Source organism: Kitasatospora sp. NPDC051705, assembly GCF_044453265.1.
GTDB lineage: Bacteria > Actinomycetota > Actinomycetes > Streptomycetales > Streptomycetaceae > Kitasatospora.
Genome location: NZ_JBITCO010000003.1, coordinates 18,192 through 40,489, shown reverse-complemented (window position 1 = coordinate 40,489; position 22,298 = coordinate 18,192). Strand labels below are relative to the sequence as shown.

Below are 22,298 nucleotides of genomic sequence, written 5' to 3'. Positions count from 1 at the left end.
TGCGCGCACCCCGGCCCGTGGTCAGCCGCGGCGCAGGCCGCGGTCCAGGGCGGCGATGGCGCTGCCCTGGGCGTCGTCGCCGTCCAGCGACCAGACCATCACGCCGCCCAGGTCGTTCCGGCGGACGTACCGGGCCTTCTGGGTGAGCACCTCGGCGGTGTCGTAGCTGTAGAAGGTGGAGCCGTCGTACTTCCACGACGCGCCGTGGTCGCGGTCCCAGTAGACCTTGCCGGGCAGGGCGTTGACCTCCTTGTAGGAGCGGTCGGGGGCGGCGGCGGTGGCGCTCTGGTAGAGGCCGCCGCGCGCGCCGGCCGCGACGCCCGTCCAGCCGTGGCCGTACAGCGGGGCGCCGAGCACCGTCTGCTCGGACGGCAGGCCGCGCTCCTGGTAGTGCACGACGGCGGCGTCGGCGCTGCGCCGGCGCGGCTCGGGGTCGGTCGGGTCGGAGTACAGGTTGGCCTGGTGGTTGGCCGGGCCCGTGCCCTCCCAGGGGCCGTGCAGGTCGTAGGTCATCACGTTGAGCCAGTCCACGGAGTCGCTCAGCGCGGGCAGTTCGAGCCGGTCGGCGACGGTCTCGTTGGCGGCGACGGCGGCGGTCAGCAGGTAGTGCTTGCCGTGCTTGCCGCCCCTGGCGCCGAGTTCGTCGAGCTGGCGGCGGAACTCCTGCATCAGCAGGGTGTAGTTGCGCCCGTCCTCGGGGCGGACCACGTTGCCCGGGTCCCCGCCGCCACCGGGGTACTCCCAGTCGATGTCGATGCCGTCGAAGACGCCCGCGGCCGCGCCGTCGCCGCCCTCCGGGGAGCCCGGCAGGACGGGCAGGTCGCCCTTGAGGTAGAGGTCGATGCAGGAGGAGACGAACTTCTTGCGGGCGGCGTCGGTGGCGGCCGCGTCGGAGAAGTACTTGGACCAGCTCCAGCCGCCGAGCGAGATGACGGTGCGCAGCTGCGGGTTCTTCGCCTTGAGCTTGCGCAGCTGGTTGAAGTGGCCCTTGAGCCGCTGGCCGGGGGTGTCGGCCACGCCGTCCACCGAGTCGGCGGCGGAGAAGGCTCGCTGGTAGTCGTTGTGGGCGTCGCCCTGGCCGGGGGCGTCGGTCTCGTAGCAGGTGCCGTCGGCGGAGACGTTGCCGAAGGCGTAGTTGACGACGGTGAGCTTCCCGGCCTGGCCGGACTCCTGGACCCGCTTGGCGGAGCTGTCGGCGCCCCACTGCGTGAAGTAGCCGACGCGCTGGCCCTTCAGCTTCGGGCCCTGGTGGGCTTCGGCGGCGTTGGCGGTGGCGGGGGCGGCGAGCAGCGCGGCGACGGTGGCGGCGGCGAGCAGGGCTGAGGCGCGAGTGGGCATACCGGACCTGTTCTCTGAATCGGCGTCAATTGGTCTGGACCAGCTGGCATAGAGGTTTAGTCCATGACGGGCGCACCGCACAAGGGGCGGGGCCGGGAGACGCGGCACGCAGAAGGGGCCGGACCGCGTGGTGCGGTCCGGCCCCTCAGGCCTGGCGGGGTGCTCAGCCGATCAGCGAGCGCAGCACGTACTGCAGGATGCCGCCGTTGCGGTAGTAGTCCGCCTCACCGGGGGTGTCGATGCGGACGACCGCGTCGAAGGTGACGTCGCCGGCGGTGACCCGGACGGTCTTCGGGGTGCGGCCCTCGTTCAGCTCGGTCACGCCGGTGAAGGAGAAGGTCTCCTCGCCGGTCAGGCCCAGGCTGTCGGCGTTCTGGCCCTCCGGGAACTGCAGCGGGAGGACGCCCATGCCGATCAGGTTCGAGCGGTGGATGCGCTCGTAGGACTCGGCGATGACGGCCTTGACGCCGAGCAGCGCGGTGCCCTTGGCCGCCCAGTCGCGGGACGAGCCGGAGCCGTACTCCTTGCCCGCCAGCACGACCAGCGGGATGCCGGCGGCCTGGTAGTTCTGCGAGGCGTCGTAGATGAACGACACCGGCGCGTCGGCCTGGGTGAAGTCGCGGGTGTAGCCGCCCTCGGTGCCCTCCGCGATCTGGTTGCGCAGACGGATGTTGGCGAAGGTGCCGCGGATCATGACCTCGTGGTTGCCACGGCGCGAGCCGTAGGAGTTGAAGTCACGCTTCTCCACACCGTGCTCGGTGAGGTACTGCGCCGCCGGGGTGCCCGGCTTGATGTTGCCGGCCGGGGAGATGTGGTCGGTGGTGACCGAGTCGCCCAGCTTGGCCAGGACGCGGGCACCGGCGATGTCGGTCACCGGGCTCGGAGTCTTGGCCATGCCCTCGAAGTACGGGGGCTTGCGGACGTAGGTGGACTCGGCGTCCCACTCGAAGGTGTTGCCGGTCGGGACGGGCAGCGACTGCCAGCGGTGGTCGCCGGCGAAGACGTCCTGGTAGCCCTTGTCGAACATGGCCTCGTCGATGGAGCCGGCGACGACCTCGGCGACCTCCTGCTCGGACGGCCAGATGTCGGCGAGGAACACGTCGTTGCCGTCGGCGTCCTGGCCCAGGGCGTCGCGGGTGATGTCGACGTTCATGTTGCCGGCGAGGGCGTAGGCGACCACCAGCGGCGGGGAGGCCAGGTAGTTCATCTTGACGTCCGGGTTGATCCGGCCCTCGAAGTTGCGGTTGCCGGAGAGCACCGAGACGACGGCGAGGTCGGCCTCGTTGACGGCGGCCGAGACCTCCTCGGGCAGCGGGCCCGAGTTGCCGATGCAGGTGACGCAGCCGTAGCCGACCAGGTTGAAGCCCAGCTTCTCCATGTACGGGAGCAGGCCGGCCTTCTCGTAGTAGTCCATGACGACCTTGGAGCCGGGCGCCAGGGTGGTCTTGACCCAGGGCTTGACGCGCAGGCCCTTCTCCACGGCCTTCTTCGCCAGCAGGGCGGCGCCCAGCATGACGGAGGGGTTGGAGGTGTTGGTGCAGGAGGTGATCGAGGCGATCACGACCGCGCCGTTGTCGATCTCGTAGGTCGAGCCGTCGGGGGCGGTGACGGCGGTCGGCTTCGAGGCCTCGGCGGCGTAGGTCGGCAGCGCCTCGGCGAACCGGGCGGCGGCCTCGGCCAGGATCACGCGGTCCTGCGGGCGCTTCGGGCCGGAGATCGACGGGACGACGGTGGAGACGTCCAGCTCCAGGTACTCGGAGTAGACCGGCTCGACCGACGGGTCGTGCCAGAGGCCCTGCTCCTTGGCGTACGCCTCGACCAGGGCGAGCTGCTGCTCGTCGCGGCCGGTGAGCTTCAGGTAGTTGATGGTCTCGGCGTCGATCGGGAAGATCGCACAGGTCGAGCCGAACTCCGGCGACATGTTGCCGATGGTGGCGCGGTTGGCCAGCGGGATCGCGGTGACGCCCTCGCCGTAGAACTCGACGAACTTGCCGACCACACCGTGCTTGCGCAGCATCTCGGTGATGGTGAGCACGAGGTCGGTGGCGGTGGTGCCGGCCGGCAGCTGGCCGTTCAGCTTGAAGCCCACCACGCGCGGGATCAGCATGGAGACCGGCTGGCCGAGCATCGCGGCCTCGGCCTCGATGCCGCCGACGCCCCAGCCCAGCACGCCCAGGCCGTTGACCATGGTGGTGTGCGAGTCGGTGCCGACGCAGGTGTCCGGGTAGGCCTGGCCGTTGCGGACCATGACCGTGCGGGCCAGGTGCTCGATGTTGACCTGGTGGACGATGCCGGTGCCCGGGGGGACGACCTTGAACTCGTCGAACGCGGTCTGGCCCCAGCGCAGGAACTGGTAGCGCTCCTTGTTGCGGCCGTACTCGATCTCGACGTTCTGGACGAAGGCGTCCGGGGTGCCGAACTTGTCGGCGATGACCGAGTGGTCGATGACCAGCTCGGCCGGGGCCAGCGGGTTGATCTTGGCCGGGTCGCCGCCCAGCTCCTTGACGGCCTCACGCATGGTGGCGAGGTCGACCACGCACGGCACACCGGTGAAGTCCTGCATGATCACGCGGGCCGGGGTGAACTGGATCTCCTGGCTCGGCTGGGCGTCGGCGTCCCAGTTCCCGAGCGCGCGGATGTGGTCGGCGGTGATGTTCGCGCCGTCCTCCGTGCGGAGCAGGTTCTCCAGCAGCACCTTGAGGCTGTACGGCAGCCGCTCGGAACCCTCGACGGCGGAGAGCTTGAAGATCTCGTACGACTCGTCGCCCACCTGCAGCGAGCTGCGGGCGTCGAAGCTGTTCGCGGACACGACTGACTCCTTCTGGGTGCTTCGTGCTATATCCGGCCGTCAGGATGGTAAGGTCAGCCTTACTTAGGCTTACCTTGCCCGCTGTGCCGGCGAGCGCCTCTCGGTAAGTATCTTGATATCGAGATATATCGTAAGGGGCAGTTATCTCGATGTCGAGATAAACCATAGTGCATGCTGCCGTCTTCACCACCGCAGGCATGCCCGGGCGGACGTCGGTGCAGCTCAGCGGCCGTCCGGACCGCGGCGGCGGCGCTCCAGCCTGATCAGCCAGACGAGTCCCGCCACCACCGCGGCGGCCACCAGCAGCACCGCCACCAGCTCACCACCGGAACCGCCGGTCGGCGACGGGGCCACATCGGCCAGCAGGATCGTCGTCATGCCATCTCCTCCTCGTTCCGCACCGGGCCGCCCCCGCGGACGGTCCCCGGACCCAGCACCAGCATCAGCAGCACCGGGAACTCCAGATAGGCGTGGTAACTGGCCACCGCCGCGTACAGCGCCCGGCCCTGCGCGTAGTCCACCGCGAAGAGCACCGCCAGCAGCCCGCCCGCCGCAGCGCCCAGCGCCCAGGGCCGCCCGCCGCGCAGCGCCGGCACCCGGGCGTCGAACCCCTCCGCCGCCTCCGGCGCGTACCGCGGCAGGAACCACACCCAGACCACGTAGTGCATCGTCTGCAGGAAGGCGAACACCGCCAGGAAGCGCAGGCCCACCCCCGGCGTCAGCCACGCCGGCGGGGTGTAGGCCGCCACCAGCCGGCCCGTCCAGCCCTGGGCGCCCCGCGCCAGCCAGCGGTCCAGCACCCCGCCCAGCAGCAGCGCCGGCACCACCAGCACCCACCCCGCCTGCAGCACCAGGAACGCCGTGCGCCCCCGGGTCAGCCGGCGCGACCACTCCCACAGGAACAGCAGCGGCACCACGTTGTGCAGGTGCGCCAGCACCACGAAGTGGTACGCCGGGAACGCCAGCGACGCCGAGGCCGCGACCGCCAGCACCAGCCCGGCCGCCGCCAGCGGCAGCCGCCGGCCGCGCAGCCCGTACCGGCAGGCCGCCGCCAACAGCCCGTAGGCCAGCAGGATCTCCGCCCGCTGCGCGAGCGGCGAGGGCGGCAACAGGCGGCAGACCACGATCCCGGTCACCAGGGCCAGCAGCAGCCGCAGCAGCGGACCGGCCAGCACCGCGGCGAAACGGCCCGCCACGTAGCGCAGCTCCAGGACGTTGTGCAGCAGCCCGAAGGCCGCGAGACCCAGCACCGCCAGACCGGTCGGCGCCCGCAGCGCCAGCACCAGCGCCGCGGCGGCCGCCAGCGCGAAACCCGCCAGCGGCGCCGCGCCCAACCGGGCGGCGGCCCCCGGCGCGGGCCAGACGGCCGGCCCCGCACCCGGTACGACGTCGGTGGCCATGGCCCCCTCCCCGTGGCACGATCCCCGCCGTGCCCTACGCCCTCGCCCTGGGCCTCACCCTGCTGGTCGAGGTCCCCGTCTACACCGCCGCCCTCACCCGGGCCGGCGGCATCCGCCCCGGCCGGGCGGCGGCCGCCGCCGTCCTGGTCAACCTGGCGACGCACCCGCTGCTGTGGAGCTCCCTGCGGCACTTCTCCGCCGGGCCCGCCGCAGCGTACTGGACGGCCTTCGGGCTCGGCGAGGCCGCCGTCTGCGCGGTCGAGGCCGCCCTGCTGGCGCCGCTCGCCGGGACGTCGGTGCGCGGCCCGCTGCCCTGGGTCGCCGCCGCCACGGCCAACGCCGCCTCCGTCCTGGCCGGGCTGCTGCTCGGGCGGTAGGGCCCGCGGCGCCGGGTGTCGGTACGGTGGGCCGTCGAACCGCAGGTAGCCGCGGAGACGCGCTGGAACGGGCCGGGGGCCGACCGATGATCGTGGTGGACGCATCCGCACTGGTGCTGGCACTCGCCGACGGGGGCGAGCGCGGGGCCGCCGCCCGGGCCGAACTCGCCGCCGACCCCGACTGGACGGCCCCCGAACACGTCGTCGTCGAGGTGATGCAGTCGCTGCGCGGCCTCTACCTCGCCAGGGAACTGACCGCCGACCGGGTCGCCGAGCTCACCCGCGAACTGGCCGGGCTGGCGATCCGCAAGGTCGAGGTGGCACCGCTGCTCGCACGGATCTGGGAGCTCAGGGACAACCTCACCCCGGACGACGCCGCGTACGTGGCCGTCGCCGAGCTCCACGGGGTGCCGCTGGTCACCGCCGACCTGCGGCTGATGCGCGCCAGCGGGCCGCGCTGCGAGATCCGGGGGATCCGGCGGGCCGCGGACCGGGCCTGACGGTGCCCTCGGCGGCCCGGCCGCGTTAGCAGGGTGTCCGTCGTCCTGCCCGTGGGAGGCCCCCGATGCCCGCTCCGTTCGCCGCCGCGCTGCTGCCGCTCGCCCTGCTCGCCCCCGCCGCGTCGCCGGTCTCCCTCGTCGAGGCCGACTTCGACCCGGCGACGGCCTTCGTCCCGCCCGCCGCCGTCAGCTACGCGGACGACCTCGTGCCGTACGGCTCGCACGCGACCGTCGTCACCGACCGCTCGGCGCCCGGACGCACCGTGACCGTCACCGGGCTCGCGCCCGGACACGAGTTCCCGGCGCACCTGCACACCGGCGCCTGCGGGGCCGACCCGGCCTCGTCCGGGCCGCACTACCAGGACGCCGTCGACCCGGTGCAACCGTCGACCGACCCGGCCTACGCCAACGACCGCAACGAGCTGCGGCTCGTGCTGCGCACCGACGAGCAGGGCGACGCCACCGCCTCGGCCGCGGTGGCCTGGCAGCCGCGGGCGGGCCAGGCCCGCTCGCTGGTGCTGCACGCGGGCACCCCGGCCGGCCCGCACGCGGCGGGCGACCGGGTGGCCTGCGTCAGGCTGGAGAAGTAGCCCCCGGGCCCGTGCGCGGGCCGGGGTGGCCGGGGCGGGACGGGATCCAGGGCCGGGGGCGGGGTCGAGCGTCGTCAGGAACCGAGGGTGGCGACCAGGACCGCCTTGATGGTGTGCAGGCGGTTCTCGGCCTGGTCGAAGACGACGGAGTGCGCCGACTCGAACAGCTCGTCGGTGCACTCCAGCTCGGTCATGCCGGTCGCCTCGTACATCTGCCGGCCGACCACCGTGCCGAGGTCGTGGAACGCGGGCAGGCAGTGCAGGAACTTCACGGCCGGGTTGCCGGTGGCCCGGACGGTGTCCATCGAGACCTGGTACGGCTTGAGCAGCTCGATCCGCTCGGCCCAGACCTCCTTGGGCTCGCCCATCGACACCCAGACGTCGGTGTAGAGGAAGTCCGCGCCGGCCACGCCCTCGGCCACGTCCTCGGTGAGCGTGATCCGGGCGCCGGTGGAACCGGCCAGCGCCTCGGCCGCCTTGCGGACCTCCTCGGCCGGCCACAGCGCGCGCGGGGCGACGATCCGGATGTCCATCCCCAGCAGGGCGCCGGTGACCAGCAGCGAGTTGCCCATGTTGGAGCGGGCGTCGCCGAGGTAGGCGAGGGCGACCCCGGTGAGCGGCTTGGTGGTGTGCTCGGTGATGGTGAGCACGTCGGCGAGCATCTGGGTCGGGTGCCACTCGTCGGTGAGGCCGTTCCAGACCGGGACGCCGGCGTGCGCGGCCAGCTCCTCGACGACCTCCTGGCCGTGGCCGCGGTACTCGATGCCGTCGAACATCCGGCCGAGCACCCGGGCGGTGTCCCGGATGGACTCCTTGTGGCCGATCTGCGAGCTGGCCGGGTCGAGGTAGGTGGTGGAGGCGCCCTGGTCGTGGGCGGCCACCTCGAAGGCGCAGCGGGTGCGGGTCGAGGTCTTCTCGAAGATCAGCGCGATGTTCTTCCCGCGCAGCCGGGGCTGCTCGGTGCCCGCATACTTGGCCGCCTTGAGCCCGGCGGCGAGGTTCACCAGGAAGCGGAACTCCTGGGGCGTGAAGTCGAGCTCCTTGAGGAAGTGCCTGTTCCGGAGGTTGAAGGCCATACCGGGCTCCTGGGACGACGGGACGTACGGGAAAGCGGCAAGTGTATACGACGTTCAGAATTTCTATACAAAGCAAGGGTGAACGAGGGGGGAGACCGGACGGACTCCCCCCTCGTACCAGTCTGCCCAGTCCTCGGTACCAGTCCGCCCGGTCCTCGGTACCAGTCCGCCCGGTCCGCCCGGTCCGCGCCCGGGACGGCCCCGTCGGCGGACTACAGGCGCGGATCCACCGGCTCGGACTCCAGTGCCAGCACCGCGAACACCGGCTCGTGCACCCGCCACAACGGCTCACCGGCCGCCAGCCGGTCCAGCGCCTCCAGACCCAGCGCGTACTCGCGCAGCGCCAGCGACCGCTTGTGCCCCACCGACCGCTCGCGCAAGCGGTCCAGGTACTCCGTGTAGTCCGGGCCGTAGACGATCCGCAGGTACTCCCGGCCGCGCACCTTCACGCCCGGCTGCACCAGCCCGCCCGGACGGCCCTCGCCCCGCGCGGTGCGCACCAGCGAGGCCAGCGGCTTGACCACCATGCCCTCGCCGCCCGCCGCGGTCAGCTCCTCCCACCAGGCCGTGGCGGCGGCCAGCGAGGCCTCGTCCGCGGTGTCCACCAGCAGGCGGCCGGTGCGGCGCAGCAACGGCTCCCGGGATTCCCCGGCGTGGGCGCCCCCGGCCTCCCCCGCGCGGGTGCCGTCAGCGGCGTCCGGCACCCGGGACGCGTCCCCGCAGGCCGCCTCGTCGGCGTCCACCAGCCGGTCGATCCAGGCCAGGTGCTCGTCGTGCGGACGCACCGCCAGGTTAGCCCCCTCCGCGGCCAGCACCTGGAACGGCGCCAACCGGACGCCCGACAGGCCCTCGGTCGGCCAGCAGTAGCGCCGGTACGCCTCGGTGAACGCCTCCGCGTCCGCCGCCCGCCGGCGCTGGCGGCCGGTCAGCTCCGCCACGTCCAGCCCTCGGCCGGCCGCCCGCTCCAGCGCGGCCAACGCCTCCGGCAGCGCCGCGCCCGCCGCCGCACCGACCGCCGCGTACTGGCGGCGCAGCAGCTCGACGGCCTTCAGCGACCACGGCATCAGCTCGGCGTCCAGCAGCAGCCAGCCGGTGCCCAGCTCGTCGAAGAGACCCGACCGCTCGGCGGCCTCCCGCACCCGGCCCAGCACCGCGACGGTCAGCTCCTCGTCGGCGAGGAACGCCCGGCCCGTCCTGGTCCAGACCGCGCCCGGGCCGGCCACGCCGAACCTCCGCTCCAGCTCCCCGTCGTCCCGCGACACCAGCACCACCGCGCGCGAGCCCATGTGCTTCTCCTCGCAGACGAGGTGCCGCACGCCGTCCGCGCGGTAGCCGGCGAACGCCTCGTACGGGTGCTCCAGGTGGCCGTCCCGGCGGGAGGCCGCGCTCGGCGCCATGGTCGGCGGCAGGTAGGCGAGCAGCCGCGGGTCCAGCGCGAATCGGCTCATCACCTCCAGCGCCGCGGCGGCGTTCTCCTCCCGCACCGCGACCCGCCCGTGCAGCGCGGTCTCGACGCTGCGCCGGCCCGCCACGTCGGCGAGGTCCAGCGGACGGCCGTCGCGGGCGCCCGGCACGTCGCTCACCAGCGGCCGCACCGGCGCGTACCACTCGCGCTCGGCCGGCACGCCCACCACCTCGCGCTCGGGGTAGCGCAGGGCCGTCAGGCTGCCGCCGAACACGCAGCCGGTGTCCAGGCAGAGGGTGTTGTTGACGAAACCCGCCGTCGGCACCGGGGTGTGGCCGTACACCACCAGCGCCCGGCCGCGGTACTCCTCCGCCCAGGGGTAGCGCACCGGCAGCCCGAACTCGTCGGTCTCGCCGGTGGTCTCCCCGTACAGCGCGTGCGAGCGGACCCGGCCGGAGTTGCGGCCGTGGTAGCGCTCCGGCAGACCGGCGTGGCAGACCACCAGCGCCCCGCCGTCCAGCAGGTAGTGGCTGACCAGACCGCGCATGAACTCCCGCACCTCGGCCCGGAACTCCTCGGACTCCCCGGCCAGCTGGTCCAGCGACTCCTGCAGGCCGTGGGCGACGGTGACCTTCTTGCCGTCCAGCGCGCGGCCCAGCTTGTTCTCGTGGTTTCCGGGCACGCAGAGCGCGTGCCCGGCCGCGACCATCCCCATCACCAGGCGCAGCACACCCGGCGTGTCCGGGCCGCGGTCGACCAGGTCCCCGACGAACACGGCGGTGCGGCCCGCCGGGGGCACCGCGTCCACCGGGCGGCCCCGGGCGTCCCGGGTCAGCGTGTAGCCGAGACGGGTCAGCAGGGTCTCCAGCTCGGAACGGCAGCCGTGGATGTCGCCGACGATGTCGAACGGGCCGGTCAGGTGGCGCAGGTCGTTGTAGCGCTTCTCCAGCTCGATCCCGGCCGACGCCACCTCGGCCGCACCGCGCAGGACGTGCACCTTGCGGAAGCCCTCGCGCTCCAGACCCTTGAGCGAGCGGCGCAGCTCGCGGTGCTGGCGGGGGACGACGTGCGCCGCCAGCCGGCGGTCCGGACGGCTGCGGTTGCGTTCCGCGCACACCCCGGGCGGGACGTCCAGCACGATCGCGATCGGCAGCACGTCGTGGTCGCGGGCGAGCTGCACCAGCCGTCGCCGCGCCTCCGGCTGCACGTTGGTGGCGTCCACCACGGTCAGCCGGCCGGCCGCGAGGCGCTTGCCGACGACGTAGTGGAGGACGTCGAAGGCGTCGGCGGAGGCGGACTGGTCGTTCTCGTCGTCGGCGACCAGACCGCGGCAGAAGTCGGAGGAGACCACCTGCGTGGGCAGGAAGTGGCGCCGGGCGAAGGTCGACTTGCCCGAGCCGCTGGTGCCGATCAGGACGACCAGGGAGACGTCGGTGACGGGGAGACGGCGGGCGGCCGTCCCCTCCCCGGCTCCTTCGGTCCTTCCGTCGGTGGCTTCGTCGGTCATCGGGGATCGCCTCCTTCGGGCGTGGGGGTGCCGGGCGTGGTGGGGGTGCCGGGCAGGGCGGGGGTGCCGGGCAGGGCGGGAGCGTCGGGGGCGTCGGGGGCGATCCGGAAGAGCGCCAGCTGGGTCGGCGCACCGACCTCCCCGTCCTCCGGACCGACCGGGCGCAGCTCCACCGCGTACCCGTACGTGGCCGCGACCCGCTCCGCCCAGCCGCGGAACTCGGCCCTGGACCACTCGAAGCGGTGGTCGGCGTGCCGGACCGCGCCCGCCGGCAGGCTCTCCCAGCGCACGTTGTACTCGACGTTCGGCGTCGTCACGACCACCGCACCGGGCCGGGCCGCCCCGAACACCGCGTACTCCAGCGCGGGCAGCCGCGGCAGGTCCAGGTGCTCGATCACCTCGCACAGCACCGCCGCGTCGAAGCCCTTCAGCCGGGCGTCCGTGTAGGTCAGGGCGCCCTGTTCCAGCGTCACCCGGGCGGCCTGCCGCTCCGGCAGCCGGTCCAGCCGCAGGCGGCGGGCCGCCGCCTGCAGCGCCCGCGCGGACACGTCCAGGCCGAGGACCGCCGTGAAGCGGGCGTCCTTCAGCAGCTCGCCGACCAGCTCGCCCTGGCCACAGCCGAGGTCCGCCACCCTGGTCGCGCCCGTCTCGTGCAGGGCCAGCAGGATCGCGGCACGCCGCTGCTCGGCGAGCGACGGCGGCTTCGGGCCGTCCGGCGTCACGGTCGGGTCCACGGCCTCGCCGGTGAGGGGCCCGGACATCCCGGGCCGCTCCCCGAAGCGGCCCCCCGGCCGCTCCCCGCTGTCCGGGCGGTCCTCCTCCAGCGGGCGGTCGTCGACCGCGTTGTCGACCTCCTCGGGGGTGCGGTCGTCCGCCTCCGCGAGCCGGGCCAGCTCCAGGCGCTCCATTGCCGCGCGGGTCAGTGACCAGCGCCGGGACAGGTAGCGGCGGGCGATCAGGGCGCGCTCCGGGTGGTCCGCCAGCCAGCCCTCGCCCGCGGCGAGCAGCTTGTCCACCTCGTCCGGGGCGACCCAGTAGTGCTTCGCACCGTCCAGCACCGGCAGCAGGACGTACAGCTGCTGCAGGGCGTCGGCCAGCCGCACCGACTCCGAGGCCAGCGCGAGCCGCACGTACCGGGACCCGCCCCACTGCGGGAGGGCCTCGTCCAGGGGAACGGTCCGCGCCTCGACCCGCCAGCCCAGCGGCTCGAACAGCCTGGCCACCAGCTCCGGGCCGCCGCCCTCCCCCGCACCGTTCGCCGGCACCGCGGGCAGCTCGATCCGCAGCGGGCGCGGCCGGTCCGCCAGCCCGGGCCGGGCCGGACAGTCGCCCTTCATCGCCGACCGGAACACCGTCCGCAGCGCCACCGCGAGCAGCGAGGACGCCGCGTAGGGGCGGTCGTTGACGTACTGGGCGAGCGCGAAGTCGGGCGAGCCGCCGCGGCCCTTGCCCCGGCCCCGGCGGACCAGCGCGATCGGGTCGACGTCCAGCAGCAGCGCCGCCGTGCAGACCTCGTCGCCCGCCTCGGGGTAGAAGACGTGCGCCTCGCCGTGCGACGTCGCGAAACGCTGGACCTTGTCCGGGTGCTTGTGCAGCAGGAAACCGAGATCGGTCGCGGGGCTCCCGGCGCTGCCGGTGGTGGAGATCGACATGAACACCCGCCCGAGTATCGCCGAGCGCGCGGGGGCCCGGCACCCGGGTTTTCACCCGCCGGGCGGCCTGGTCGGCGGCCTCCGGACCGGCCCGTCGGGCCGGTCGGGCACCACCGCGACCCCGGCCGGGCGCCGTGTCCGCACGATGGGCGTGTTCGGCAGCCCGGGCCCGCATTGGCTAACGTGCACGATGTGACTGCTGAATCCACCTCCCTCCCGAACGGCGCCGTCGCCGCAGGTCTGGCCACCATCGCCGCCGACGGCACCGTCCTCGACACCTGGTTCCCCGCCCCGGCCCTGGCCGCCGAGCCGGGCCCGGCCGGCACCGTCCGCCTGACCGCCGAGCAGGCCGAGGCCGAGCTCGGCGCCGGCGCGGCCGAGGCGCTGCGCGCCGACGCGCGCCGCGGCGTCGAGGTGGTCGCCGTGCGCACCACCATCGCCTCGCTCGACGAGAAGCCGCTCGACACCCACGACGTCTACCTGCGTCTGCACCTGCTCAGCCACCGTCTGGTCCAGCCCCACGGCCAGAACCTGGACGGCATCTTCGGTCTGCTCGCCAACGTGGCCTGGACCAGCATCGGCCCCGTCCCGGTGGACCAGGTCGAGCAGGCCCGTCTCGCGGTGCGCGCCCAGGGCGGCCAGCTCGCCGTGTACGGCATCGACAAGTTCCCGCGGATGACCGACTACGTCGCCCCGAGCGGTGTGCGCATCGCCCACGCCGACCGCGTCCGCCTCGGTGCCCACCTGGCCGCCGGCACCACCGTGATGCACGAGGGCTTCGTCAACTTCAACGCCGGCACCCTCGGCACCTCCATGGTCGAGGGCCGGATCAGCGCGGGTGTCGTCGTGGGCGACCACAGCGACATCGGCGGCGGCGCCTCGATCATGGGCACCCTCTCCGGCGGCGGCAAGCAGGTCGTCTCGGTCGGGCAGCGCTGCCTGCTCGGCGCCAACGCCGGCATCGGCATCTCGCTCGGCAACGACTGCGTCGTCGAGGCCGGCCTCTACGTGACCGCCGGCACCCGGGTCACCACCCCGGACGGCACGGTGGCCAAGGCCGTCGAACTGTCCGGTCAGGACAACCTGCTGTTCCGCCGCAACTCGCAGACCGGCGCCGTCGAGGTCATCGCCCGCTCCGGCTCCTGGGGCGGCCTGAACGCCGACCTGCACGCCCACAACTGACCCGCGGGCGCACGCCGTCGGGGGCCCGGAGCCGAGACCGCTCCGGGCCCCTCCGCGTGGCCCGGCGCCGTCAGGGCTTGCGGTGGCGCCCCGGCGCCCGGCGCGGCTGCGCCGGCCAGGCCGACCGCACCACGCCGTCACCCTCGATGCCGTGCAGGATCCGCTGCGCCGCCGCATAGTCCTCGGCGACGGCCTCGGGCAGCCACTGGTAGCCGTCCCAGCGCACGATCAGCCGCGGCTGCGCCGGCGCCACGTGCGCGCCGCGCCCCCGGCCCGCGTCCCCGCCGCCGCGGCTGCTGTCGTGGATGCCGTCGCGGGTACCGCCGTGGCCGCCGTCGCCTTCGGTGACTCCGAGCCCCACGGCCCGCAACTGCCCGACGGGCCGCCGCCGTTGTTCCCGCCTCGCCGCCCACTGGGCCAGCGGCTCCTCCTCGTCCATCGCCCCAGTCTGGCCCCTCGACCCCGGTGAGGGGCAGCCGAATCACCCTCCCGAGCGACACCCAGACGCAGCCTGACGCACCGCCCGCGCCGACGGCCGCCGCCCTTCCCGGGCCTCACCCGGACCGGCCCGCACCGGGACGGCGCCGGGCCCGTCGGCGCGGCGCCGAAGGCCCGGCGGCCGACCCGGGGAGCCGTATCCTCGCCGAGTGGACCGGCTCAGCGCCCTCCGCGGGCTCCGGCCCGTCGAAGCACTCGAGGAGCAGCTCGCCGCGCAGGTCGTCCAACTCCTCGACCGCTCCCGCCAGTAGGGCCTGCACCCACGCTTCCAGGGATCCGTTCGCCAACGCGGCGTTCGGCACCCGGCTGACCGGTGGCGGCCCCATCACCTCCCACCCCGACCCGCCGTCCGCGCGGAACAGCAGCCGGTACCAGTAGGGCTGCCAGTACGGCTTCTTCAACGAGGATCAACTCCCGGTGTCGTCTCGGTCGGTGAGCCCCTCCGGGGCCGGCCGTGCGGAGCCGGACCGGCCCCGGAGGGGGTGGGGGCCGGACCGGAGCGCCGCGGGGGACGCTCCGGACCTGCTCGGCGCAGCCCGGACCCCGCCGGGCTCAGCCCGTGGGGCCGCTCGGTGCAGGGGCGAGCCCGGCGGCCAGCCTGCTCAGCTCCGGCCCGTACGCGGGGTCGGTCAGGGCGGCGGCGAACTGGGCCCGCAGGTAGGCGGCGGGGTTGCCGGTGTCGTACCAGGTGCCGTCGATGACCTGCCCGTAGACGGCGCGCCGGGCCGCGTACGCGTTGATGGCGTCGGTCAGGTAGACCTCGTCCTCCGGCTTCTCGTGCCACCGGCGGGTGAGGTCGCGGATCTCGTCGACGATGCCGGGGGTGATCACGTACCCGCCGATGGCCGCGAAGGAGGAGGGGGCGTCGACCGGCTTCGGCTTCTCGACCAGGCCGGTGATCCGCAGCGAGCCGTTCCCGAGGTCCTCCTTCACCACCGGCACGCCGTAGCGGTAGGAGTCCTCGGGCGCCATCGGCATGAGCGCGAGGACCGGCGCGTTGGTCTGCTCGTACGCCCGGATGAGCTGCTGCGCCCGGGGCACCTCGGCGACGAAGACGTCGTCCGGCCAGAGCACCAGGAACGGCTCGTCGCCGAAGTGCCGGGCGGCGTTGAGGACCGGGGTGCCGTTGCCGTACGGGCCGTGCTGGTACAGGTAGCTGATGTGCCCCTTGCGGGACAGCTCCCCGATCTCCTCCACCGCGTCCGCGAAGGCGGCCTTGCCGTCGCGGCGCAGCTGCTCCACGAGGACGGGGTTGGGGCGGAAGTGTTCCTGGATCAGGCTCTTGTCACCCGAGACGACGATGGTGATGTCGGTGACCCCGGAGTCGACGAGCTCACGGACGGTGTGCTCGATGACGGGCTTGTCCCCGACGGGGAGCATCTCCTTCGGGGTCGCCTTGGTCATGGGCAGCAGACGGGAACCAAGGCCGGCGGCCGGGATGACGGCTCGGCGAATCGTCTTGGGAGCCATGTGACCCTCTCTCATGTGCGGTGGTAATGCGCCGTGTTGGCGCGAAGGCCGATCGACGCTACCAGCGATGGAGGCGTGATCGTTTTCGGTGGTCGTGCGGCGCCCCACGCCCGACGCCGCACGTCGGAGGCCGCACGCCGGAGGCCCGAAGCGGGCCCGCGGGGTGGCGAGGGCCGCGGGGTCGGCGGGGCCGGAAGCCCGCAGGTGCCGGCCCGGAGCCGCCCCGCCCTGGGCATGCCAGGGGGCGCGCTTTAGCCCAGGCTGCTCCGCGGCGGCAACCCCGGCTCACCCGGGAGGCTTACGGCCCAGCGGAGTTGGACCGCATCGGGTGGTGCGCGGTGACCGGCCGCCGGAACGGTTCGTTGGGCGCTGCGGCGGGGCGTGCGCCTCCGGTGGCAAGGCGTCTGCCACCCCCGCCGCGCGGCCGGGCCACCGCCGGCCGCTTCACACCGCACTACCGATCCGAAGAGGTCCCGTCATGTCCGAACCCTCTGCCACGCCGCAGCTCCCGAGCAGCTCCACGGTCTCGGGCGCCGGCGCATCGGCCGGGCCCGCCGCGCCCAAGAGCCTGCTGGAGCAGATGCAGGAACTGCTCGCCTCGGTGACCGCGGACATCGCCGAGCTGCAGTCCGCCACCGCGGCCGGCTACCCCGCCGGCACGGACACCTCCGCCGCTCCGACCGCGCCGGGCGCCCGGTAGTCCGGAACCCCCTCCGCCGGTCCGCCCTCACCCGGCGGGCCGAGCCGGACCACGAGTATCGGTGAACCGCGACCGGCCGGCGCGGCCTCCCCCCGGCCCGGCCCTGCCGCACGCGCCGCCTCCTCGGCCCGGCTCGCCGCCTTCCGCAGCAGCCCGGTGAGGTCCTTGCACTCCGACACCGCGTCGACGCCGTCGATGCACGTCCAGTAGAGGCTCTCGGTGTCGGCGCCGCAGGCCAGCACCACCAGCGTCTCCCCGACGTCCCGCAGGAGCCCGTCGAGCTCCCCCAGGGCCGTGGCCGGGTCACCCAGTTCGGTGAGGCGCCCGGCCCGCCCGCCGTTCAGCACCGCGGCCCTGACCACCGAGCGGTCCAGGCAGACCGCCGCGTGCGCGCCGGCCTCGGACAGCTGCTGGCCCAGACCGGTGAGCCCGTCGTCGTCCAGCTCCGCCAGCCGGGCTCCCACCGCCTCGGTGAGCAGCGCGGCCTGCCGCGCCTCGGCCAGGACGTCCGGTACGTGCCTGGCCTCGGCCAGGGCGTGCCGGGCCCTCCTGATCAGTCGCAACGCCTCCATGGCGGCCACTCCCCTCGCTCGCTGTCGCCGTGGGACCGGCGGCCGCCGGAGGGGCGGTCGTGCGGTCACGGCGAAAGCGTGCGGCGAAGCCGTCGGGCCCGCATCCAGGAATGCGGAAGCTGTGGAAAACTCCGGGGTTGTGGATGACTTCCGTCCCTCACAAGGGTTGGTCGCCCACGTCCGGGTTGACGTCCGACGGCTCGGTCGGCACCGGGAAGCGGGATTCGTTGCGCTCGATCTTGGCCGCGAGTGCCTCCAACGGGTCCACCCCGACGACCGTGCAGAACTGCACCAGGTACGCGAGGACGTCCGCGACCTCGTCCCGCACCCGGTGGGCGCGCTCCGGGTCGGACATCACCGCGGCCGCCTGCTCGGGCGTCAGCCACTGGAAGATCTCCAGCAGCTCCCCGGCCTCCACGCTCAGGGCCGCCGCCAGGTTCTTCGGGGTGTGGAAGGGCTCCCACCGCCTGGCCGCCGCGAAGTCCGACAGCCGCTGCCGAAGGCCCTCCATCGTCGGACCCGAGGGCGCCGGCGCCCCCGGCGATCCCGCGGGCTCCGGCGATCCAGCGGACCCCGGCAACCCCGGCGACGCCGCGGATCCCGCAGCACCCCCGGCCGCCTCAGCAGCCCCGGCCCCCGCAGCCCCGGCCGGCCCCGCCGGCCCCGTCACTCGTTCGTTCACCCGTCCAGGTCTACCTCATCCGCCGCCGCTCCCGCCGCGTCCCCCCGCCCGCACTGGGCCGGCACCCGGGCCGCCCCGGACCGCAGCACGGTGTGCCCGGAGTCCGGGTCGCGCCGGCACTCGACCAGCGCGGCCGCGCCCGCGCCCAGGTCGGCCGCGCCCAGCGCCTCCCGCGCCGCCGCCGGTTCCTGCAGCGCGGCCAGGACCCGCAGCTGGTTGCGTCCCGACATCTCCCGTGCGAGCCGCAGCAGCGAGGCGGTCTGCTCGGTGGAGAGCCCGGCCCCGAGGTCCTCGGCGAGCACGGTGAGCTGCCGGTGCGCCCAGGGCACCTCGGCGGCCGGGTCGAGGTCGAGCACGCCGGCGCCGGTGAGGAGCACGGCGGCGAAGGCGAGGTGGCGCAGCATCCCGTCGGAGGCCTGGTCGGCACCGGTGCGCCCGAGGACGCCCTCGTCGAAGACCGCGAGGACGCGCCGTTCCGGCCCTTCGCCGCGGTGCGCGAGGGCGAGCCCGAGCAGCGGGTGCGGGGCGGCGGACTGGACGACGCGCAGCAGCTGCCCGTAGCGCCGCGGGCACTCGCCGGCCAGCCGGGCGATGACGGCGGAGACGTTGGCCGCGTTGCTGCGCAGCCGGGCCTGCGGGTCGGGGCGGGCCCAGCCCCGCATGAGGGCGGGGACGGGGTGGACGGGGAAGACCTCGCGCAGGGCGGTGAGCAGGTCCTCCGCGGCGGCGAGGACCAGGCGTTCGCCCGGGGAGGAGCCGGCGACGCGCAGCGGGAGCTGCGCGCTGATCATGGTGCCGCTGGGGAAGGGCGCCCGGATGTCGCCCTGGCGGGTGTCGTTGTGCCAGCAGACGTTGACGCGCCGCTTGCGGACGTCCTGCTCGCCGGTGTCGACGAGGGTGCGGCCGTCCAGGGTGAGCGATTCGCGGGCGATCCGGACCGGGCCGTCGGTGCGCACGACGACGTCGAGCCGGATCCGGCCGTGCGGGGAGCGGACGGTGCAGCCGAGGATGATCGCGTCCCGCCCGTGCGGGACGCAGCCGGCGAGGCCGCCCCGGACGGGCTTGGCGAGGGGGCCGGTCCGGTCCGGCAGTCCGTCGAGGGAGCCGGCGACCTCCTCCCCGAGGGCGAGCCGGGAGAGCACGGCGAGGGCGTCGAGGGCGTTGGACTTGCCCACCCCCGCGGGCCCGTGCAGGACGGTGAGGGGGGCGAGCGGCAGGACGGCCCGCCGGTAGGACTTGAACGAGGTGAGCCGGAGCTCCTCGACCGTGGGGCGTGTTACGGGCGGCCGATCGGGCCCCGGGGCGCCCGGTCGGAGGTGGGCCGGCGCGGCGGGCCGGGTGGCGTCGCGGTTCACCCGTCGGACGTTAGCCGCAGCCCGGTCGGCAGAAACGTGCCTGCTCGGCAGATTCATCCCAACGTGGCGGACCCGCCCGGTCCGGTGACCGACCGCGCAGCGCCGGGCGGCCGCCGACCGCCCACGCCTGCGCCTGTGCCTGCGCCGTCACCGACGGCGTGGGCCGCGCCGTCACCGGAGGCCTCGGCCGCGGCGTCCCGGCCCCGCACCGCTCAGCGCCGGTAGGCGGCCACCGTCACCGAGGCGGTGACCTCGACCGGGTCGGGCAGCCCGGCGAGGGCCTCGGCGAGCCGGCCGGGATCGGTGTGCCAGGCGCTGGGACCCATGCCGACGACGGTGCGGACCTCGTCCGGGCCGAGCCGCAGGGTGAACTCGACCTGCCGCTGCCCGGCCGGGGTCAGGTGGGGGTTGAGCTTCTCGTCGATCCGCCGCTGCTTCTCCTCGTCGACCGACAGCAGCCCCAGCGCGTCGACGAGTTCGCGCAGGTGGCGCGAGGTGGGCGAGACCAGCAGCAGGGTGGCGCCGGGGCGCAGCACCCGGCGGATCTCGGGCCCGTTGCGGGGTGCGAAGACGTTGAGCATCAGCCCGGCGGAGGCGTCCCGCAGCGGCAGCGGCCGCCAGGCGTCGCAGACCACGGCGCCGATCCGGGGGTGGGCCCTGGCCGCGCGGCGCAGCGCGTACTTGGAGATGTCCAGGGCGGCGCCGGCGCGGTCGGGCAGGGCGTCGAGCACGTGGGCCAGGTAGTGGCCGGTGCCGGCCCCCAGGTCGGCGACGAGGCCGTCGGGGTCGGCGGCCCCGGCCTCCTCCGCGAGGGCCTCGGCGATGGGCCGGTAGTGGCCGGCGGCGAGGAAGTCGGCGCGGGCGGCGACCATCTCCGCGGTGTCACCGGTGCCGGTGTGGGCGTCGCCGGCGAGGAGGCTGACGTAGCCCTGCTTGGCGAGGTCGAAGCTGTGTCCGGCGGGGCAGCGCAGGGTGCGGTCGTGCCGGGTGAGGGCCTGCGCGCAGTGGGGGCAGGCCAGGTAGTGCTCGATGTCCTGCAGCAACGTTCCGTCTTCTCTCGCCGTTCGCCCCGCGCACCCGCGGACCCACGGGTCCCCGGACGCCCGGGGTCCTGCTGGCCCGGTGGCCCTGGGCAGCCAGCCTAGGCCCTCCGGGCCGACCGGGCCGGAGCCGTGCCCTCGCACCTGCCCGCCCCGGTTCCGTCTGCCCGGGGCGCCGGCGGCCCCGGGGCGACGACAGCGTGGCACCGCTCCCCCGACCGCTCCCCGACCGGGCTACCCGACTGGCTACCCGACCGGGATCCGCCCCCGCTCCGCCGCGACGCGCAGCGCGAGCGCGGCGAGCGCCTCGGGCGCACCGGCCCGGCCGCGGATGCCGGGGAAGGCGTTGACGTCGACGATGACGGGCTCCGCCGGGCCGTCGAGCAGGTCGACGCCGTAGACGTCGAGCCCGAACACCTCCCCGACGCGCAGGGCGAGCGCGGCCCGGTCGGCGGGCGGCTCCCAGTCCTCGGCCGGCCCCGACTTCCCCGAGCCGGAGGCGAGTTCGGACTGCCGGCGGGCCGCGAAGACCTGCCGGTCGACCACCCACAGCTTCTGGTCCCAGCCGGTCCCCGGGACGAAGGGCTGGGTGACGACGGGCTCGTCGGGCCAGCGGGCGGCGAGTTCGCGCAGCCGGTCGGGGTCGTCGACCCGGGCGACCAGGTCGTGCCGCCTGCTGTGCCGGCTCTTGACCACGAACGGGTGGGCGGGGGCGACGAGTTCGGCCAGTCGGCCGGCGTCACCGGTGGCCGCGAAGGGGAGCCCGGCGCCGCGCGCGAGCTCGGCCATCCGCACCCGGTCCTGGCAGAGTTCGGTCGCCGCGGCCGAGTTGACGACGGGCGCACCACCGCGCTCCAGCTCCCGGGCGAGCGCGAGTGCCTGCGGCGTGCGGGCCTTGAGCAGGTAGACGTCCGCCGACGCGTCCGCCGGTCCGGCGGGGTCGACGGCCAGCACCTCGTGCCGGCGCCCCAGCAGTGCGGCGGTCGCCGCGAGCACCGGGTGCCCGGGGTCGCCGGTGATCAGCCCGATCCTCATATCGCCCCGCCGAAGTCCCGACCGCCGAAGTCCCGGCCGCCGAAGTCACCACCGAACTCGCCACCGAAGTCCCGGCCCGCGAACTCACCACCGCCGAGGTCCACCCCGCCGAACCCGCCGCCGGCCGGTACCAGCGCCGGGGCGGGCGCCGAGACGGCCGTCCCGCTGCGCGCGAGCCGCAGCACCGCCCGGGCGACCCTGGACACCGCGTCCGGCACCTTGCGGAAGCTCGGGAAGTCGTTGATGTCCACGACCACCGGCCCGTCCGGTCCGAGCAGTACGTCGACGCCGTACAGGTCGAGTCCGAACACCTCGCCGACCTGCGCCGCGATCCGGGCGACCTCGGCGGGCAGCGGCACCTGTCGTTCGCGGACGCCCTGCCCGGGGTGGATCGGGGAGGAACGTTCCGTCGCGAAGAGCTCCCCGTCGACGCAGTACACCTTGAGGTCGGTACCGGAGTTGGGCACGTACGGCTGGGCGATCAGCAGCCCCTCGCCGGCGAGCTCGGGGCCGAGGTCGAACAGGTGGTCGGGGCTGGTCACGAGCCGCACGGCGCGCCCGGAGCTGCCGTCGGCGGGCTTCACCACGAGCGGGTACTCGGCGGCGGGGATCTCGGCGAGCCGCTCCCAGCGGGCGGCGGCGTAGGTCACGGGGACGGGCAGGCCGCGGGTGCGGGCGATCACGGAGGCGAGCGCCTTGTCACGGACGCTCCGGATGGAGCGGACGTCGTTGACGGTGGTGAGGCCGACGGCGGCCGCCGCCTCCAGCAGGGTGAGCCCGGGACCGCCGGACACCGTCTTGAGCACCCAGGCGTCGTGGCTGCCGGCCCGGACCGCCTCGGAGATCGCCATCAGCGAGTCACCGGGGCGCAGCACGTCCACGTGGTGTCCCCACTCGGTGAGCCGGCGCACCACGTCGAGCGGCATGCCGTCCTGCCGGTAGTGCTCCTCCACCAGAAAGCAGAGCCTCATGGGCCTGTCTTCCCCCCTTGCCTTGCCGAGTGCGGACGTCCGCCGTCCCCCTCCGGCAGTTGTGAAGGCATCAGCATGCCACGCGGTGTACACACAAGATCGCTGCGAGCCGGTAAGCGTTCGGCAACAATCGGGCTCC

Annotated in this window: 20 protein-coding genes; 5 read left to right on the top strand and 15 right to left on the bottom strand. The window is 74.5% G+C overall.

Features of this window, described 5'->3' with window-relative positions:
* Positions 1–21: 21 nt before the first annotated feature.
* From ACIA8Q_RS05060 to ACIA8Q_RS05045, 4 genes are all read right to left on the bottom strand, one after another.
* Complete coding sequence (locus ACIA8Q_RS05060; protein WP_396316776.1) at positions 22–1,338, bottom strand: glycoside hydrolase family 18 protein; 1,317 nt, start codon at positions 1,336–1,338, stop codon at positions 22–24.
* A gap of 163 nt (positions 1,339–1,501) precedes the next feature.
* Positions 1,502–4,147 carry an aconitate hydratase AcnA gene (gene acnA / locus ACIA8Q_RS05055; RefSeq protein ID WP_360211604.1) on the bottom strand — a complete coding sequence of 882 codons (2,646 nt, stop codon included), beginning with the start codon at positions 4,145–4,147 and terminating at the stop codon, positions 1,502–1,504.
* 222 nt (positions 4,148–4,369) lie between these two features.
* Complete coding sequence (locus ACIA8Q_RS05050; RefSeq protein ID WP_360211606.1) at positions 4,370–4,525, bottom strand: hypothetical protein; 156 nt, start codon at positions 4,523–4,525, stop codon at positions 4,370–4,372.
* Positions 4,522–5,547 (bottom strand): hypothetical protein, encoded by a 1,026-nt coding sequence (locus ACIA8Q_RS05045; RefSeq protein WP_396316775.1) that lies wholly within the window; start codon positions 5,545–5,547, stop codon positions 4,522–4,524. Before ACIA8Q_RS05045 ends, ACIA8Q_RS05050 begins: the two co-directional genes overlap by 4 nt.
* Positions 5,548–5,576: 29 nt before the next feature.
* Here ACIA8Q_RS05045 and ACIA8Q_RS05040 point away from each other — a divergent pair, with 29 nt between their 5' ends.
* The 3 genes from ACIA8Q_RS05040 to ACIA8Q_RS05030 all read left to right on the top strand — a co-directional run bounded on the left by ACIA8Q_RS05040 (position 5,577) and on the right by ACIA8Q_RS05030 (position 7,014).
* The gene (locus ACIA8Q_RS05040) at positions 5,577–5,924 is read left to right on the top strand and encodes a hypothetical protein (protein WP_360211610.1); all 348 of its coding nucleotides are present in this window, start codon (positions 5,577–5,579) and stop codon (positions 5,922–5,924) included.
* A 95-nt stretch (positions 5,925–6,019) separates the two neighbouring features.
* The gene (locus ACIA8Q_RS05035) at positions 6,020–6,424 is read left to right on the top strand and encodes a type II toxin-antitoxin system VapC family toxin (protein ID WP_360211612.1); all 405 of its coding nucleotides are present in this window, start codon (positions 6,020–6,022) and stop codon (positions 6,422–6,424) included.
* 65 nt (positions 6,425–6,489) lie between these two features.
* The gene (locus ACIA8Q_RS05030; RefSeq protein WP_396316774.1) at positions 6,490–7,014 is read left to right on the top strand and encodes a superoxide dismutase family protein; all 525 of its coding nucleotides are present in this window, start codon (positions 6,490–6,492) and stop codon (positions 7,012–7,014) included.
* A gap of 74 nt (positions 7,015–7,088) precedes the next feature.
* Here ACIA8Q_RS05030 and argF read toward each other — a convergent pair whose 3' ends face one another.
* From argF to ACIA8Q_RS05015, 3 genes are all read right to left on the bottom strand, one after another.
* Complete coding sequence (gene argF, locus ACIA8Q_RS05025; RefSeq protein WP_360211616.1) at positions 7,089–8,090, bottom strand: ornithine carbamoyltransferase; 1,002 nt, start codon at positions 8,088–8,090, stop codon at positions 7,089–7,091.
* Between the two features lie 212 nt (positions 8,091–8,302).
* Positions 8,303–11,002 carry a polynucleotide kinase-phosphatase gene (locus tag ACIA8Q_RS05020; protein ID WP_396316773.1) on the bottom strand — a complete coding sequence of 900 codons (2,700 nt, stop codon included), beginning with the start codon at positions 11,000–11,002 and terminating at the stop codon, positions 8,303–8,305.
* Positions 10,999–12,654, bottom strand: a complete 1,656-nt coding sequence (locus ACIA8Q_RS05015; protein WP_396316843.1) for a 3' terminal RNA ribose 2'-O-methyltransferase Hen1 — start codon at positions 12,652–12,654, stop codon at positions 10,999–11,001. Before ACIA8Q_RS05015 ends, ACIA8Q_RS05020 begins: the two co-directional genes overlap by 4 nt.
* Positions 12,655–12,846: 192 nt before the next feature.
* Between ACIA8Q_RS05015 and dapD the strand changes: the two genes are divergently transcribed.
* Entirely contained in the window at positions 12,847–13,836 is a 990-nt protein-coding gene (gene dapD / locus ACIA8Q_RS05010; RefSeq protein WP_387897566.1) for a 2,3,4,5-tetrahydropyridine-2,6-dicarboxylate N-succinyltransferase, read from the top strand.
* 70 nt (positions 13,837–13,906) lie between these two features.
* On the opposite strand, the gene ACIA8Q_RS05005 is transcribed toward dapD, so the two are convergent.
* Together ACIA8Q_RS05005 and ACIA8Q_RS05000 are read right to left on the bottom strand one after the other, a co-directional pair.
* Positions 13,907–14,275, bottom strand: coding sequence for a DUF6087 family protein (locus tag ACIA8Q_RS05005; protein WP_360211624.1), 369 nt, complete (start codon positions 14,273–14,275; stop codon positions 13,907–13,909).
* 611 nt (positions 14,276–14,886) lie between these two features.
* Positions 14,887–15,804 (bottom strand): UTP--glucose-1-phosphate uridylyltransferase, encoded by a 918-nt coding sequence (locus tag ACIA8Q_RS05000; RefSeq protein WP_396316772.1) that lies wholly within the window; start codon positions 15,802–15,804, stop codon positions 14,887–14,889.
* A gap of 478 nt (positions 15,805–16,282) precedes the next feature.
* On the opposite strand from ACIA8Q_RS05000, the gene ACIA8Q_RS04995 reads away from it, so the two are divergent.
* The gene (locus ACIA8Q_RS04995; RefSeq protein ID WP_360211628.1) at positions 16,283–16,504 is read left to right on the top strand and encodes a hypothetical protein; all 222 of its coding nucleotides are present in this window, start codon (positions 16,283–16,285) and stop codon (positions 16,502–16,504) included.
* Here the strand turns inward: ACIA8Q_RS04995 and ACIA8Q_RS04990 are convergent.
* The 6 genes from ACIA8Q_RS04990 to ACIA8Q_RS04965 form a co-directional block, all read right to left on the bottom strand.
* Positions 16,450–17,076 carry a DUF6099 family protein gene (locus tag ACIA8Q_RS04990; RefSeq protein ID WP_387897559.1) on the bottom strand — a complete coding sequence of 209 codons (627 nt, stop codon included), beginning with the start codon at positions 17,074–17,076 and terminating at the stop codon, positions 16,450–16,452. The two genes, ACIA8Q_RS04995 and ACIA8Q_RS04990, sit on opposite strands and share 55 nt — an antisense overlap.
* Before the next feature lie 157 nt (positions 17,077–17,233).
* A complete protein-coding gene (locus tag ACIA8Q_RS04985; protein ID WP_360211632.1) occupies positions 17,234–17,587 on the bottom strand; it encodes a nucleotide pyrophosphohydrolase in 354 nt (117 codons plus the stop codon).
* A 167-nt stretch (positions 17,588–17,754) separates the two neighbouring features.
* Entirely contained in the window at positions 17,755–19,113 is a 1,359-nt protein-coding gene (locus ACIA8Q_RS04980; protein ID WP_360211634.1) for an ATP-binding protein, read from the bottom strand.
* Positions 19,114–19,325: 212 nt separating this feature from the next.
* A complete protein-coding gene (locus ACIA8Q_RS04975) occupies positions 19,326–20,156 on the bottom strand; it encodes a putative RNA methyltransferase (RefSeq protein ID WP_360211636.1) in 831 nt (276 codons plus the stop codon).
* Positions 20,157–20,399: 243 nt separating this feature from the next.
* Positions 20,400–21,188, bottom strand: coding sequence for a RimK family alpha-L-glutamate ligase (locus ACIA8Q_RS04970; RefSeq protein ID WP_396316771.1), 789 nt, complete (start codon positions 21,186–21,188; stop codon positions 20,400–20,402).
* Entirely contained in the window at positions 21,185–22,159 is a 975-nt protein-coding gene (locus ACIA8Q_RS04965) for a RimK family alpha-L-glutamate ligase (protein WP_396316770.1), read from the bottom strand. Before ACIA8Q_RS04965 ends, ACIA8Q_RS04970 begins: the two co-directional genes overlap by 4 nt.
* Positions 22,160–22,298: the final 139 nt, after the last annotated feature.

Excerpts from the sequence above, each read along its gene's own strand:
- ACIA8Q_RS05060 (WP_396316776.1), bottom strand. The coding sequence starts at position 1,338 with ATGCCCACTCGCGCCTCAGCCCTGCTCGCCGCCGCCACCGTCGCCGCG.
- ACIA8Q_RS05050 (WP_360211606.1), bottom strand. The coding sequence starts at position 4,525 with ATGACGACGATCCTGCTGGCCGATGTGGCCCCGTCGCCGACCGGCGGT.
- ACIA8Q_RS05045 (WP_396316775.1), bottom strand. The coding sequence starts at position 5,547 with ATGGCCACCGACGTCGTACCGGGTGCGGGGCCGGCCGTCTGGCCCGCG.
- ACIA8Q_RS05030 (WP_396316774.1), top strand. The coding sequence starts at position 6,490 with ATGCCCGCTCCGTTCGCCGCCGCGCTGCTGCCGCTCGCCCTGCTCGCC.
- argF (WP_360211616.1), bottom strand. The coding sequence starts at position 8,090 with ATGGCCTTCAACCTCCGGAACAGGCACTTCCTCAAGGAGCTCGACTTC.
- ACIA8Q_RS05020 (WP_396316773.1), bottom strand. The coding sequence starts at position 11,002 with ATGACCGACGAAGCCACCGACGGAAGGACCGAAGGAGCCGGGGAGGGG.
- ACIA8Q_RS05015 (WP_396316843.1), bottom strand. The coding sequence starts at position 12,654 with ATGTCGATCTCCACCACCGGCAGCGCCGGGAGCCCCGCGACCGATCTC.
- ACIA8Q_RS05005 (WP_360211624.1), bottom strand. The coding sequence starts at position 14,275 with ATGGACGAGGAGGAGCCGCTGGCCCAGTGGGCGGCGAGGCGGGAACAA.
- ACIA8Q_RS05000 (WP_396316772.1), bottom strand. The coding sequence starts at position 15,804 with ATGGCTCCCAAGACGATTCGCCGAGCCGTCATCCCGGCCGCCGGCCTT.
- ACIA8Q_RS04995 (WP_360211628.1), top strand. The coding sequence starts at position 16,283 with ATGTCCGAACCCTCTGCCACGCCGCAGCTCCCGAGCAGCTCCACGGTC.
- ACIA8Q_RS04990 (WP_387897559.1), bottom strand. The coding sequence starts at position 17,076 with ATGGAGGCGTTGCGACTGATCAGGAGGGCCCGGCACGCCCTGGCCGAG.
- ACIA8Q_RS04985 (WP_360211632.1), bottom strand. The coding sequence starts at position 17,587 with ATGGAGGGCCTTCGGCAGCGGCTGTCGGACTTCGCGGCGGCCAGGCGG.
- ACIA8Q_RS04970 (WP_396316771.1), bottom strand. The coding sequence starts at position 21,188 with ATGAGGATCGGGCTGATCACCGGCGACCCCGGGCACCCGGTGCTCGCG.
- ACIA8Q_RS04965 (WP_396316770.1), bottom strand. The coding sequence starts at position 22,159 with ATGAGGCTCTGCTTTCTGGTGGAGGAGCACTACCGGCAGGACGGCATG.